12 protein-coding genes and 3 pseudogenes are annotated in these 13,728 nt (G+C 46.2%); 7 read left to right on the top strand and 8 right to left on the bottom strand.

Annotated elements, in window-relative coordinates:
• Positions 1–3: 3 nt before the first annotated feature.
• From V4U88_RS17565 to V4U88_RS17545, 5 genes and pseudogenes are all read right to left on the bottom strand, one after another.
• On the bottom strand, positions 4–201 hold the full coding sequence (locus V4U88_RS17565; RefSeq protein WP_334074543.1) for a hypothetical protein: 198 nt from the start codon (positions 199–201) through the stop codon (positions 4–6).
• The gene (locus V4U88_RS17560; RefSeq protein ID WP_334074542.1) at positions 198–1,376 is read right to left on the bottom strand and encodes a Ger(x)C family spore germination protein; all 1,179 of its coding nucleotides are present in this window, start codon (positions 1,374–1,376) and stop codon (positions 198–200) included. The genes V4U88_RS17565 and V4U88_RS17560 overlap by 4 nt, the downstream gene beginning before the upstream one ends.
• A complete protein-coding gene (locus V4U88_RS17555) occupies positions 1,373–2,908 on the bottom strand; it encodes a spore germination protein (RefSeq protein ID WP_334074541.1) in 1,536 nt (511 codons plus the stop codon). Before V4U88_RS17555 ends, V4U88_RS17560 begins: the two co-directional genes overlap by 4 nt.
• Before the next feature lie 26 nt (positions 2,909–2,934).
• Complete coding sequence (locus V4U88_RS17550) at positions 2,935–3,060, bottom strand: hypothetical protein (RefSeq protein ID WP_334074540.1); 126 nt, start codon at positions 3,058–3,060, stop codon at positions 2,935–2,937.
• Positions 3,061–3,095: 35 nt separating this feature from the next.
• Positions 3,096–3,706 (bottom strand): annotated as a pseudogene (locus V4U88_RS17545) (sodium-dependent transporter); the annotation flags it as partial.
• A 172-nt stretch (positions 3,707–3,878) separates the two neighbouring features.
• Here V4U88_RS17545 and V4U88_RS17540 point away from each other — a divergent pair.
• The 4 genes from V4U88_RS17540 to V4U88_RS17525 all read left to right on the top strand — a co-directional run bounded on the left by V4U88_RS17540 (position 3,879) and on the right by V4U88_RS17525 (position 9,527).
• Positions 3,879–4,109, top strand: coding sequence for a hypothetical protein (locus V4U88_RS17540; protein ID WP_334074539.1), 231 nt, complete (start codon positions 3,879–3,881; stop codon positions 4,107–4,109).
• 254 nt (positions 4,110–4,363) lie between these two features.
• Positions 4,364–6,964, top strand: coding sequence for a phosphoenolpyruvate synthase (ppsA, locus tag V4U88_RS17535; RefSeq protein WP_334074538.1), 2,601 nt, complete (start codon positions 4,364–4,366; stop codon positions 6,962–6,964).
• Positions 6,965–7,210: 246 nt separating this feature from the next.
• On the top strand, positions 7,211–7,831 hold the full coding sequence (locus V4U88_RS17530; protein ID WP_334074537.1) for a hypothetical protein: 621 nt from the start codon (positions 7,211–7,213) through the stop codon (positions 7,829–7,831).
• Positions 7,832–8,156: 325 nt separating this feature from the next.
• Positions 8,157–9,527 (top strand): FMN-binding glutamate synthase family protein, encoded by a 1,371-nt coding sequence (locus tag V4U88_RS17525; RefSeq protein WP_334074536.1) that lies wholly within the window; start codon positions 8,157–8,159, stop codon positions 9,525–9,527.
• An 8-nt stretch (positions 9,528–9,535) separates the two neighbouring features.
• On the opposite strand, the gene V4U88_RS17520 is transcribed toward V4U88_RS17525, so the two are convergent.
• Entirely contained in the window at positions 9,536–10,441 is a 906-nt protein-coding gene (locus tag V4U88_RS17520; protein ID WP_334074535.1) for an NAD-dependent epimerase/dehydratase family protein, read from the bottom strand.
• A gap of 234 nt (positions 10,442–10,675) precedes the next feature.
• Between V4U88_RS17520 and V4U88_RS17515 the strand changes: the two genes are divergently transcribed.
• On the top strand, positions 10,676–11,296 hold the full coding sequence (locus tag V4U88_RS17515) for a TetR/AcrR family transcriptional regulator (protein WP_334074534.1): 621 nt from the start codon (positions 10,676–10,678) through the stop codon (positions 11,294–11,296).
• A gap of 12 nt (positions 11,297–11,308) precedes the next feature.
• The gene (locus V4U88_RS17510; RefSeq protein WP_334074533.1) at positions 11,309–12,259 is read left to right on the top strand and encodes a ketopantoate reductase family protein; all 951 of its coding nucleotides are present in this window, start codon (positions 11,309–11,311) and stop codon (positions 12,257–12,259) included.
• A 153-nt stretch (positions 12,260–12,412) separates the two neighbouring features.
• Here the strand turns inward: V4U88_RS17510 and V4U88_RS17505 are convergent, their stop codons facing one another.
• Complete coding sequence (locus V4U88_RS17505) at positions 12,413–12,694, bottom strand: hypothetical protein (protein ID WP_334074532.1); 282 nt, start codon at positions 12,692–12,694, stop codon at positions 12,413–12,415.
• Here V4U88_RS17505 and V4U88_RS17500 point away from each other — a divergent pair.
• Positions 12,670–12,906: pseudogene (locus tag V4U88_RS17500) on the top strand (radical SAM protein); the annotation flags it as partial. The gene V4U88_RS17505 and the pseudogene V4U88_RS17500 overlap by 25 nt on opposite strands.
• 473 nt (positions 12,907–13,379) lie before the next feature.
• On the opposite strand, the pseudogene V4U88_RS17495 reads toward V4U88_RS17500, so the two are convergent.
• A pseudogene (locus V4U88_RS17495) lies at positions 13,380–13,610 on the bottom strand (M20/M25/M40 family metallo-hydrolase); the annotation flags it as partial.
• Between the last annotated feature and the right edge of the window lie 118 nt (positions 13,611–13,728).

Below are 13,728 nucleotides of genomic sequence, written 5' to 3'. Positions count from 1 at the left end.
CTCCTAACGAAAGATACCGTCCATCCAATTCCCCGGTCGCGGGAAATCGGGGCGGCTCGTCATCCAAACCCAGATTAGAATGCTTGCTGTATATAGAACCCCGGCAAACCACCGATTCGCCGCGGAGGCGGATTTATATTCTTTCCACTCCGAAATGAGGGAAAAAACAATCAAGACGACGACCGGGGCTAAATCTTTCATGAGGAAGGTTTCAACTCCTTTGATTTTCGGTCGAGCGATCGAATTAACGCTCCGTCATTTTCCATGTTAACGTTTGACTTAACTTTAATCTTGACTTGGGGAAATTCGGACTCCTCCCAGCGATCGCGCAGGCGGGTCCAGTGGTTTCGGTAACGCCGGTGCACCGCGTCTCCGAAGCCTAGAGCATCCGATTTATGCTTTTGCAAGGCGGCGACGGCGTCTTCGACCAACCGGGTGACCTGTTGCTCCGCCGCAGTCTCCAACAGGGCGCGCCGACGGTAGTCCGTTGTATCAGAATCGGACGTATTTTCGGCAAGGTTCGCCGTCATGGTCAACGAAATGTCCATCTCGATCCGGCCGTTCTTGAGCACCGGCCGAATATGCGACTCGGGCTTAGTCATCTGTAGAACAGCTTTTTTCCGTTCCTCTCCTGGAACCAGTACTTCGATCGCCGGATTCCGCGCTTGACCCATCGCCAACAATAAACCGGTAGCTAAGCGGTCCTCCAGTATGATCGCTAATTTATCATGTTTGAATACAGCAATCCCCGCCAACTCAACGGTAGTCTTTTGGTCCTTTTTCAAATTCGCCGCCGCCGGAATTTTACGGATCGCCGGAGCGATCGGGTCAATCCCTTCGGTCAACAGGGAATACACAAAGATTCGCATGTTAATCGGTTCAAGCGTGGCCATTTGAGCAAGTTCACGAATCATTTCCGCAGGGGTTCTCTCGAGCGGAGCTTCCGCGGTGAGCACTTCCTTGGCTTCGCCCATCGCAACGAGCGGGAACGAACTCAACCGGTTTTGGGGAAACCGGAAAATCGAATCGAATAGAGGAATGACGCCTTGCCGAGCAAGCGAATCACTGACGATCAGCACCCGGCGGTGGGAGAAGTGGAGAATCCGCGAAAGATGCTTCTGTTCCGCCTCCCTTGTGGCGGGGATCGTCCGACCAAAGGCGGATTCTACGTGCCATGCTTTCGAACCCGAACTTCCGCCGCCGCCCTGCGGACCTCCCATTTGTCCGACCGCTGCAATCTGCATCGTACTGCGATAGCCTCCATCTTCCATATCGATGGCGGAGCCAACGATAAAGGCAACGTCGTTGATTTCTTTCCGATCCCAACAACCGGCCAGCAGCACCAGACAAACGATCGAGATACCCATTTTTTTCATGGAGACTTTCCACCATCCTTTGAATCACCGCCTTGCGAGAGCCTTCCGTTCTTCATCCGATTACGGTTACGCGACGAAAAGGACGGACGCCGGCTCATTGCCCACCAAGGGGCGCGAATCAGAATATCTTTCTGATCTCCCTTGCGGAATGGCGCGACCCCGGTGAGGTACGGTACACCAAGAGAGGTCAGTCCGCATAGATGGATCACCGTCCAAACCGTCCCCATGACGACGCCATAAACTCCAAACATGCTGGCAAGCAGCATCAACGGAAATCGAAGCATCCGTACAGTAATCGCCAAATTGAACCTAGGAATCGTAAACGAAGCGATACCCGTTAAAGAAACGACGATCACCACCGGGGCGGACACGATTCCCGCTTCCACGGCGGATTGTCCGATCACCAATGCTCCTAATATGCTGACTGCTTGTCCGATGACTTTCGGTAACCGAATGCCCGCTTCCCGCAGCGCTTCGAACGAAATTTCCATAATCAGCGCCTCGATCAGGGCGGGGAAAGGAATCGCTTCCCGTGCCGCTGCGATGCTGAACACTAAGCTGGTAGGCAACATGTCTTGATGGAACGTCGTCACGGCAATATACAGAGCGGGCAAATACAGCGCAACGAATAAGAAACTGTAACGAAGCCATCGCAACAAATTCCCGATAAAATAACGTTCATAGTAATCTTCGCTAGAATGCATCAACTGCCAAAAGGTGATTGGCCCCGACAGGACAAACGGTGTACCGTCGACCAGAACGATCACGCGTCCTTCCAGCAGCATCGCCGCGGCGGTATCCGGCCGTTCCGTGTACTGAAGCTGCGGAAAGGGGGAAAAGGGATGATCTTCGATAAACTCTTCGATATACCCGCTTTCAAGGATGCCGTCGATTTGAATGGCCCGAATGCGCTCCAACACTTTTTGAACGATTTGCTCATCGGCCACACCTTTTAAATAAGCGACATACACCGTCGTTTTGGTTTGCTCCCCAACGAGGGCCGATACCATCTTTAGCTGAGGTGTTTTCATTTTGAAGCGGAGGAGGGCGGTATTTTTTTGAATATCCTCCGTAAACGCTTCTTTCGGACCGCGGATGCTTACTTCCGTCGTCGACTGCTCGACAGATCGTCTTGAGCCACCCTTGACGTGAACGATAACCGCTTCGGCGCATTGATCCATCAACAGAACGGCGCTGCCTTCCGTTAGCTCGCTGACGATATCGGCCAACCGCGTGAAGGTGGTGGAGGACGGAACAGAGAGAAGACTTTCACTCAGAAGCTTCGCCGGAGACGACTCGTCCCCGAGAGCGGTGGAGGCTTCAATGAACGGGCGAAGGGCATTGTCACTCAATTCCTTCGTTTCCACTAATCCGCCGATATAGATAAGGCACGCTTTCGTTCCGTTTACCACGGTTAGTTGCCGAAAGATCACATCGGCACAATCGGTGAATACGTCCTGCAGCGTTTGAACGTTGCGATCCAATTCGAGGACGAGTTTCCCCGTCGGTATGGCGGCTTCTTTATTGGACATCCTGGATCTTCCCCCGTTAACCCGGCTCATAAGCGCTGTTTGAATTCCGCATCATCGACAACCAAAGTTTGCCACAGCAGGAATTTATTTATGCGCTGTTTCTTGGGGGAAAAAGGTAAAATGAAAAAAACAATAACAAAGGCAATCTTCACGGTGACGCACCACCTGAAGATTGCCTTTGTTTTTTCTACAATTTAAGAATTCCGGTGGTGTGCAGCAGCATCAGGAACACGAGTACCGGAGCGATATACCGACCATGAACAGCCACACCCGGAACCAGCCCGCTTTAAGCCCTGCGGCTTCAACAGCGTTCTTCCAGAAATATCCCACAAAGACGGTAGTAATGAGTCCGCCTATCGGCAACAGAATATTCGATGTGATGAAATCAAGCCAGTCAAAGAAACTTTTCCCGCCCATATCCGTTAGAGCCAACGTGATTCCAAAGGAGAAGGCCGAAGGGAGTCCGACCAGCGGCACCAAGACGCTGATCAGTACTACCGACTTCACCCGTCCCTAGCCCCAACGATCCATGGCGAAGGACACCGGTACTTCAAGCAGTGATACCGCGGAAGTTAACGCCGCTATCGCCAACAGTACGAAGAACAGTCCGCCGAAGAAGGCTCCCAGCGGCATCGCCGAGAATGCGGCGGGGAGCGCCATGAAGACGAGGGACGGACCCGCGATGAACGCATATATCAAGACCCCGGCTCCGATCGCAAGCGTAGCCGCTCCAAGGGACTGACGCTTGTCCACATAAGCTCCATAGGTAAGCGTCCAGCCGGCAACGATGGAAAAGGAGGCGGTGAAGAGTTCGCAAGGGGAGGGGAAGGGACTAGTGCCCCTTAAGATATCGTAGTAGAAAAAAAATCGTATTGAACTCACGGAGATCAAGGGGCCGGCCAGGGGCACTTTCCAACCCTTATAACTCCGAAAAGATGCAAATCTGCAGGCATTTTAGGCAGATCACCAGATGGATTCGAAAAAAGATGCAAATCTGCAGGCGTTTCTGGCGATTTTAGAGAACCGAGCCGATTTTGTCGAAAATTCCTGCAGAATTGCAGGAATTTTGAAAATTTTGGCCCCCAACAAGAAAAAACATGCGCATATGCAGGAATTTTATGTTTTCAAGGATGACTGGCGGGGCACTAGAGCTTGCGTTCCTGGCGGCCGTCTTATCGAGACAGTCGAATCGCAGGCATAGTGTCGTCGTCGGTCAAAATCGGCTTCACTTAGAAAAGCTAGGGGAGATCAAATAAAGAGATGGAGGAGTGAAAAATAAAAACCTGATAGTTTATCAGGTTTGTGGATTGCATAAATGTAAGCTCAATGTTATAATCAGAGCGCAAGTCTTTTATTTATTGTTACATGTACCGCATTTTACATCTTAATAGTATCATGGCGGCAAACTCGTGTCAACTGTTTTTTTCTCAAATCGATGGTTAGGAGAGATGTTCAATGAGTTCTATTGTTCTAGGCTTTCAGGAAATGGATAAAACACAGCATTCGCTCGTCGGAGGAAAAGGGTTGAATTTGGGGGAACTATCCAAAATCCAAGGAATACGCGTGCCGGAAGGATTTTGTGTTACAACCGCGGGATATCGACAAGCCATTGAACATAATGAAACGTATCATGCATTATTGAATCGACTAGCCACGCTAAAAGAAGAAGATCGAGAGCAAATTGGTGAAATCAGCAGGAAGATCAGGGAAACGCTGATGGAAGTAGAAATTCCTTCCGATGTTGTGAAAACAGTTACTCACTATCTCTCCCGGTTTGGCGAGGAACATGCTTATGCCGTGCGTTCTAGCGCGACTGCCGAAGATTTGCCGCATGCCTCTTTTGCCGGTCAACAAGACACCTATTTAAATATCGTCGGCGTCGATGCCATCATGCAGCATATCCGCAAATGTTGGGCCTCCCTGTTTACGGAGCGCGCGGTTATCTACCGGATGCAAAACGCATTCGACCACCGTCAAGTTTATTTATCCGTTATCGTTCAAAGGATGGTTTTCCCGCAGGCTTCAGGGATTTTATTTACCGCTGATCCGATGACCGGAAACCGAAAGCTGCTATCGATCGATGCCAGTTTTGGACTTGGCGAAGCGTTGGTCTCCGGCTTGGTATCTGCCGATGGTTATAAAGTACGGGAAGGGGAAATCATCGAGAAGAGGATAGCTACCAAAACATTGGCGATCTATGGACGGAAAGAAGGCGGGACGGAGACCCGGCAGATCGATTCCGATCAGCAGAAGACTCAAACGCTTACTGAAGAACAAATTTTACAACTGGCACGCATCGGAAGACAGATCGAAGCTTATTTCGGCCAGCCGCAAGATATTGAATGGTGTTTGGCTGACGGCACTTTTTATATTGTCCAGAGCCGTCCAATCACGACTTTATACCCGATCCCTGAAGCGAATGATCAAGAAAATCACGTTTATCTATCCGTTGCTCATCAACAAATGATGACAGATCCCATTAAACCATTGGGATTGTCTTTTTATCTGTTAATTACTCCCGCGCCTATGCGTAAAGCCGGTGGAAGGTTATTTGTCGACGTTGCACCTATGCTGGCTTCACCTGCCGGTAGAGAAACTTTAGTAAATACCCTCGGACAATCCGATCCGCTCACAAAAGACGCACTCATGACCATAGTAGAGCGAAATTTTATAAAATTGTTACCAAATAATCAAACAGCACCGGTTCCGGGCAAAAGCAACACAGATATGCTGACCCAACTCGAAAACAATCCGACCATCGTTTCCGAGTTGATTAAGCGTACTCAAACATCTATTGAAGAGTTAAAGCAAAACATCCAAACGAAATCTGGATCTGATTTGTTTGATTTTATCCTGGATGATATCCAGCAGCAATTAAAGAAGATTTTATTTGATCCGCAAAGTACGGCTGTGTTTATGTCTGCTATGGAGGCTTCCTCATGGATCAATGAAAACATGTACAAATGGTTGGGCGAAAAAAACGCGGCAGATACGGTTTCTCAATCCGTGCCAAACAATATTACTTCGGAAATGGGGTTGGCATTATTGGATGTCGCGGATGTGATTCGCCCTTATCCGGAAGTCATAAATTATTTAGAACAAGCAAAAGAGGATGACTTTTGGGGAGAACTGGTTAAGTTTAAGGGCGGACAGGAAACCCGTGATGCGATCTATGATTATCTCGGCAAATACGGAATGCGGTGTACCGGAGAGATCGATATTACGAGAACTCGATGGAGCGAAAAACCAATCACTCTCGTCCCGATGATTCTTGGCAACATCAAAAACTTTGAGCCAAATGCCAGCAGTCGGAAATTTGAACAAGGGCGGAAGGAAGCTTTGGCAAAAGAACAAGAGTTATTGGAACGATTGAAGGCATTGCCTGATGGCGAACAAAAGGCTAAAGAAACCAAACGAATGATCGATCTGATTCGAAATTTCATTGGGTATAGGGAGTATCCCAAATACGGTTATGTTAGCCGCTACTTCGTTTATAAGCAGGCTTTACTGAAAGAAGCCGAGCGACTCGTGCAATTCGGCGTTATTCGTGAACAAGAAGATATCTACTATCTGACTTTTGAGGAACTTCATGAAGTCGTGCGCACCAATCAATTGGATTACCGGATCATCAGCAAACGAAAAGACGAGTACAAATTATATGAAAAACTAACTCCGCCGCGCGTTATTACTTCTGATGGCGAAATCATTACAGGCAGGTACAAACGGGAACATCTCCCCGCCGGAGCCATTGCGGGTCTAGCTGTTTCTTCCGGAGTGATAGAGGGGCGGGCACGTGTCATCTTAAACATGGAAGATGCTGATCTGGAAGATGGAGATATATTGGTCACCGCCTTTACCGATCCCAGCTGGACACCGCTGTTTGTATCCATCAAAGGCCTGGTCACCGAGGTTGGGGGACTGATGACTCATGGCGCGGTTATTGCACGTGAATATGGCTTACCCGCCGTTGTTGGAGTGGAGAATGCCACAAAACTGATCAAGGACGGGCAACGGATTCGCGTGCATGGAACGGAAGGGTATATCGAAATATTGTAATGGGTTGATTGTGCGATGAACCCGACGGCGCATAGGATAGATAAGAAGGATATTTTCAACTTAAGTGCTCAGAATAGTTGCACTAGGCAGGGAGGACCTAAGGATTCGATATACCAACTTTCACTGTTTGTGTTTCTAATTCCTCACATGGGTAATAACTCATAATGAGCACTAACCGATTGCAGATATCTGAAATCATTAAAAATAGAAAGGCGTGATCACGTGTATCAAAAGTATTCTACTTTCATGAAAATCTCGATTTTCGTCATGGTTCTATCGCTTACAGCTTGCTCAGGAGCAACTGAACCTTCCGCCAGCCCTGAAACTTCAACACCGGCTAATGAATCGGCCACGGCTCCTGCGGCTGAGAACGAGAAAGCTCCCCTTCCCGAAGTGACGCGTCCCCAGACCGAAACATTTGATTTGATGACTGGTGAGGGCAACCAATCACACACGGCCACTTTGCATCAAGGTGAGGGCTTTTCTTTATATGTATTCGAAAAGTTTGCATTCGACGCTGCCGAAGGACGTCTGTTTCTTAGCAGCAATCCGGAATACGATGTCAAAATCGGATCGCTACCTGCAAATTATGATCTAAAGCAGCTCGAAACTGCAGGAAAGGCGGAATTGGAAAAGTTCGGCGAAGTATCCGATTTTAGTGGTGAGCTTGTCGAGCATCCCCTGGGTTCCGCCGAGATCTATCTTCAAGCCTCGAGTGGTGAAGGGATTCGCGATTATATCGTGTGGAAGTCGGAAACAGGTGACGCGTTCCTGTTCCGTCTTCGCAATCCAAAAGGTGAGGAAGCTTCGGATTTTGCCGGTCCGGTCCTCGTTTCGTTATCTACGGTTCAAAGGGATTCAAAATGAATGAGGTTCTCGTGCCGATTCAATTTCTCCATCCAGACAACGAGAACTTTGCTAAAGGGACATCCGAGGGTACCCAAAAGCATCCTACTTTATCAAACATAACCGGGCGGGGGACGCCTTAAAGTTGTCAAATGAGAAGAACATATAGATATTGAAAGCCGGAGAAGTTGCGGCTTTTTTGTTTTAGGTCGTTAAGTATACGGAATCCCATGAATAGGATGGGCTCATTAACAAATAATAAGTCAATACATAACAGCCAATCCATTTCCTTTCATAATACTAGCGGTGCTATGTAAAGAACATTAGCGCACAAGGGGGAATTTCATTGTTTCGTTGGATAATTCGCAAAATGACGAATGGTGTAATGGACACCATGGTGGACCATTATATGAAGCGTATGATGCAAGATCCATATACGGAAAATGTGTTTTCCATGTTTACAATTATGCAAAAGCTGACGCCGCAGGTGATCATTGAAGCCGGGATACGGGCGGAAAGCGGAAAAGCAATCAAACGTACTTTGGGAAGTCCGATTGTGTTGTCGGACTGGCAGAAAATTTTGCTTAACCCCGTTCATATGTTCCGCTTGCCCACGCAAGACGACGTACAAATCCAAACAGGCGTCACTATTGGTCCTCAAGCGAAAAAGCCACTACATCTGGAAATTCCTATTCTCATCAGCGGCATGTCTTATGGTGGAGCCCTAAGTTTGAAGGTGAAGGTCGCTTTGGCTCGCGGTGCCAGTAAAGCCGGTACGGCAACCAACTCAGGAGAAGCCCCTTTAATCGAAGAGGAGCGAAGGGAAGCCAAGTTTTTCATCGGCCAGTATCATCGCGGCGGATGGATGAACAACGATGAATCTCTCCGGCAATTGGACGCTATAGAAATCCAGCTCGGTCAAGGAGCTCTTGCGGCCGCCCCGAAATCGATGGGATCGCACCAGATTGAGCAGGATTTGCGGATCGCCAAAAAACTGGAACCCGGCGAAAATGCCGTCATTCATTCCCGTATCTTGGGAGTAAACAAAACGGAGGACATTATTTCACTGGTACAGAACTTGAAAAGCAAATACGGAGTGCCGGTAGGCATTAAAATCTGTGCGACTCATTTTATGGAACGGGAGTTGGAGGTGGCCGTTCAAGCGAAAGTCGATTATTTTGTCGTGGATGGTGCGGAAGCAGGAACGCAGGGAGGTCCGACAACACTTCTGGATGACGTCGGGCTGCCAACGTTATTTGCGTTGGCAAGAACGGTTCAATATTTGGAAGAACGCGGAGTCAAACAAAGCATTTCCGTCATCGCTAGTGGGGGGTTAACGACTCCGGGGCACTTTCTCAAAGCAATGGCATTAGGGGCGGACGCGGTCTACATCGGTTCAATCGCCCTGATAGCCCTACTTCAGACGCAAATGGCGGAGGCGCTGTCGACCGCCCCCCCGCCGCAAATCCCTTTATATTTGGGAAAGTTCAAAGAAGATTTGGACGTTGAAAAGGGTGCTGAACATTTGGCCAATTTCCTCAAGTCGTCCGTCGAAGAAATGAAATTAGTCGCTTACGTCCTTGGCAAAACGGATTTGGCACAAATCAACAAAATGGATCTGGTTACAGTGGACCGGGAATTAGCCCAAGTATTGCAGATCGATTATGCCGGTTTCCCTCCGGGTAAGCAAAAACCCGCCCCAGGAACTAACTTATAATCTGATTATTATATGTTTGTTTTAGATAAAGCAAGCTGATCTTCAGGCAGCGCTTTCGTTGTACCGTCGTGATTAAGAACACTTCGCCATGAATAATGCGGTTCATATCCAAGAATATTCCTGGCCTTATCTATTGCCATCAGCGTCTCATGTCCCTGCACCTCTCTCTTTAAGGACACATTGGGAAAAAATCGTTTGACCAAATCCTGGCTAAGATCCGGCATGATGGTGTCCGGAGCTGTGATATGGAATACCTGATTACCTAAATTGTCCTTCTCTATTGCAAGAAGACAGGCCTTAGCTGCATCTCTAACATCACAATAGGCCCAGGCGTTTTTCTTTTGAATATCCTTTTGTTCATCATTCCAATGCATGATCGGGATTTTTTCATATTCATCAGGTTCATACATATTCGCAAAGCGCAGGGTGACGAGCTGTTGATTCGTAAGTTTGTGATACATGCCAGTTAGGTATTCGGTCAGAAGCTTCGCCATGGCATACGATGACTTTGCTGTAGTTGGATGCTCCTCATCAACAGGAAGGTAATCAAGTTGTTCCGGAACAAAAGGATAGCCCAAAACCGTTTCGCTTGATGCCCATACCAGCTTGGGGATTTTAAAATCTTTACATGCTTCAAGGATATTAAAGTTAACCAGCATATTATTCTCGAATATCGCCTGGGGGGTATTCCTTACATCGGTTGGGATGTTCCCAAGATGGACAACGGCATCTTTTCCCATCAAAAGCTGACAGACTTGACCATAATCACGTAACTCCGCTTGAATAAAATTTTTTGATGCAGATTCCTCCCTTAATAATCGATCTGTGGCTATAACATCATGACCGGCTTCCATTATGGTTCTTACCGCCCATCGGCCGATTTTTCCGGCTGCTCCTGTCACCACTACTTTCATCGTGCTCCACCCCTTATTCATATTTCCGGTCCAGAGTTGACCTGAGATCCTTGTTAGATTTCCCGTTACTTTCCGGTTTTATTACTCTGCAGATCCGCAGCATTTTCTATTCACTTTTGGCGTAAAGCCTGGCACGGTTTTCCGGAATACGATGCCAAAGTTAAACAATGTTGACAATCTCAAAATTCGTGCTATATTTAAACCGTCGGTCGGTTTATTTAATGGAGGTAAAACATGTCAAGATCAAACGATAAATATGAGAATAAAAGAAATGAACTTTCAAAAGAAATATTTGATATTTTTATCAAGTATGGATACGAAAACACAACGCTTTCTTTAATTGTAAAGGAACTTAATATCTCAAAAGGAGCGTTTTATCATTATTTTGCTACCAAGGAAGCATGCGCTGACGCGGCTGTATCATTGTATGCAAAAGATTGTTATCAGAAGGTTACTGGACAGATTAATGGAAAATTACCGGCAGAGGTCAACCTTAAAAATCTAATTATTTCTTGTATTGAATTATTCAAAGAAAATGAGATGAAGTTGGAAAGTATAAATACTACATCTAACGCAATTTTCCATCAAAAATTAATGGTAGCATTGGTTAAAACATTAGCTCCTTTATATGCAAAAATTATCGAACAGGGTATTCAGGAAAAAATATTTGAAACAGAGCATCCACTTGAGACAGCAGAGATGATCCTCACGTTAACGAACTTCTATTTTGATGCGGATTTGTTTGGCTGGGAGCCGAAAGAGATGCCCACCAAATTAAAAGCTTTCGATAACTTCCTTACAAACGCTCTGAAAGCAAAGCCAGGGTTGCTTTCTTTTCTTCACCATTTTGAATAGAGGAGTATTACTATGAACGTATTAATCGTCGGCACCGGCGTGATCGGATCGCTTTATGGATGTGCCTTGTCCCAAAAACACCATGTGTTTCACTATGTCCGTCAGGAGAAGCTGGCACTTTTGAACAAAAATAAAATCACCTTTGATTTTATTGACGAGCGTCAGGATAAAAAACATCAGAATACAACCGGCAGTTATACATATCACTGTGTTGATGATGCGAAGGGCAACTATGATTTAATTATAGTTCCTGTAAAAACCATTCAGCTACCAGAAGTTCTGCGTACACTGGCAGCACAGGTTCCGAATGCAAATTACCTTCTTATGACATTGGATTGGAACATGAGCAGCGAATATGACAAAATACTCGGCAAGAACCATTATGTTGTGGGATACGCAGGCGGAGGCGGGACTTTCCGTGGAAATCAGCTCTGGGCCAATTTAGGAGACGATATGATGCTTGGGGCAGTCTATCCGGAACAGCAGTCGCTTCTAAACAATGTGTCCGAACTGTTTAAAAGCTGTGGTATTATACCTCAAATAGAAGAAAATCCGTTGCATTGGTTATGGGTGCATAATGTTGGATCGGCTCCATTAGGTGCGGCTCTTGCAAAGTATCGCGATATCAATACATTGCTGAGTGATAAGCGGCTTATTAAAACGTCGTTTAAAGCTATGCGGGAATGCTACAAAATTTGTGAAAAACGGGGGGTCAACTTAAAAAAGTATGGGGAGGTAAAAATGATCTCACTTCCACTATTCTTATTGTACCCGATGTTTCGATTAAATTTTACTAAAAATCCTGTAATGCAAAGATATACTGCCCATGCGGTAGATAGCATTGATGAAATGGTGCAGAATTTTAAAGAGATTTTTGAAACCGGCTTAGGATTAGGCATTAATATGCCAAACATGCAATTTCTAATGAATATTGTTTCATCTATGGACAATTCAAAGAATTAAGTTAAGTGCGGCCGCCCCTGATATTTCGAGGGGCCGATCATATGCTTGTCTTAACTCATGCGGAACAACTAGCAAATTGCATCCAACATTTTAACACCGCTGCCTATTTGAGAGTCATTGAAAAGGCGCAGTATACCAACATGGCCGCCATGATTATTTTAAATGGATGTCATAACGTACCAAGAGTTTTTGGAAGAGCGAGCCAAGCAGGTTCCAGCTGAAGGTGCTTATAAACCCTACCGTTCCCAAAAGTAAAGAGAACGAAAGATAATGTAAGTAAGAGGTTGAATAGGGAACAATGAAGGTTGCTGTTACCGTTACTCCCATAAGAACGCCTTTTGGATTTATAAACTGTAAGATGAGGCCTGTAAGGAAAACGTTTCCCATTCCGGTATCGTTTTCCTTATCCCGGGTGGAAATCATATTGTGTTTCAACTCAGTGCGGTTGTGAGTATGGGTGCAAGTTTTGCGCCACCGGTACGATCGGACTGAAAAGAAATTTGACGCCCGACGAAATTACCGATCAATTGCTATATTTTCACTTGAACAGTCACAGCTTGGACAGCGTCTCCTTTATGGGGATGGGGGAGGCGCTCGCTAACCCGCATATTTATGATGCTTTGAACATCTTGACCGACTATAATCTTTTGTGCAATTACCTTATTTCCTTCTGCAACAACATACTTCATTTCGGGGTCCCGCCAACATTTTAACGAAAATATACGCTGAGCCTTCGGAGGTGACCGACTTAGCGTTTTTTCTTACTCTAGGCTAAAGCAATCCTGACCTGACGATCTCAGATGACCACAGTAGTTGGTGGTTAGTACAAACTCCTAAAGATACCGTCGGTACAATTCTTTTCGCCGTTCTCCACGAAGCTGAGCATCAATCTGTGTGGTGGATGCTTTTTCGTGCCCAAGCATTCCCTGGATAAACTCCAGCGGTGCACCGTATAACTGACAGGCGAGGAACACAATGATTCAGCTTTTATCGTATGATACGGTTCAGCTTAACGGTCATATCGGCGAAAGGCGATAGGACCAGCCGCGGCCAGCTCCTTCGTTGATTATAAGAAACATTTTTGATTTTATAAGTAGCTTAATTCATATAATGCTCTGGCTTAGAAGGCTGTCGCTTTGATTAAATCATCGATTTCTATAAATTCATCATTTTGGTGAGAGCTATTTTCCTTACCTGGGAACAGCGCACCATAAGCCACAGCATTTTTTAATAACGATGCATACGTTGCCCCGCCTGATGTTAAAAGCGCGGGTTCATCCCCTGTAATTGATTGATAAGCCGATTGTAGTGCTTTAATCATGGGATGATTGGCGGGGATATAATGCGTACTCATTGTCCGGATATCCTCGTTAGTTCGACTATTTATTTTTCCTTCGTCTTTCAGTACGTTTTTATACTTAAAAAATGGTAATAATAATTTTATGTTACAACATTCCCCTTATTGAAAA

Source organism: Paenibacillus sp. A14 (assembly GCF_036864815.1).
In the GTDB taxonomy this organism is placed as follows: domain Bacteria; phylum Bacillota; class Bacilli; order Paenibacillales; family Paenibacillaceae; genus Fontibacillus; species Fontibacillus sanfengchensis.
This window is presented reverse-complemented; position numbering and strand designations above follow the sequence as displayed.

Coding starts and splice junctions, on each gene's coding strand:
- V4U88_RS17510 (WP_334074533.1), top strand. CDS start 11,309: ATGAACGTATTAATCGTCGGCACCGGCGTGATCGGATCGCTTTATGGA.
- V4U88_RS17555 (WP_334074541.1), bottom strand. CDS start 2,908: ATGTCCAATAAAGAAGCCGCCATACCGACGGGGAAACTCGTCCTCGAA.
- V4U88_RS17560 (WP_334074542.1), bottom strand. CDS start 1,376: ATGAAAAAAATGGGTATCTCGATCGTTTGTCTGGTGCTGCTGGCCGGT.
- ppsA (WP_334074538.1), top strand. CDS start 4,364: ATGAGTTCTATTGTTCTAGGCTTTCAGGAAATGGATAAAACACAGCAT.
- V4U88_RS17530 (WP_334074537.1), top strand. CDS start 7,211: ATGAAAATCTCGATTTTCGTCATGGTTCTATCGCTTACAGCTTGCTCA.
- V4U88_RS17565 (WP_334074543.1), bottom strand. CDS start 201: ATGAAAGATTTAGCCCCGGTCGTCGTCTTGATTGTTTTTTCCCTCATT.
- V4U88_RS17520 (WP_334074535.1), bottom strand. CDS start 10,441: ATGAAAGTAGTGGTGACAGGAGCAGCCGGAAAAATCGGCCGATGGGCG.
- V4U88_RS17515 (WP_334074534.1), top strand. CDS start 10,676: ATGTCAAGATCAAACGATAAATATGAGAATAAAAGAAATGAACTTTCA.
- V4U88_RS17540 (WP_334074539.1), top strand. CDS start 3,879: ATGGATTCGAAAAAAGATGCAAATCTGCAGGCGTTTCTGGCGATTTTA.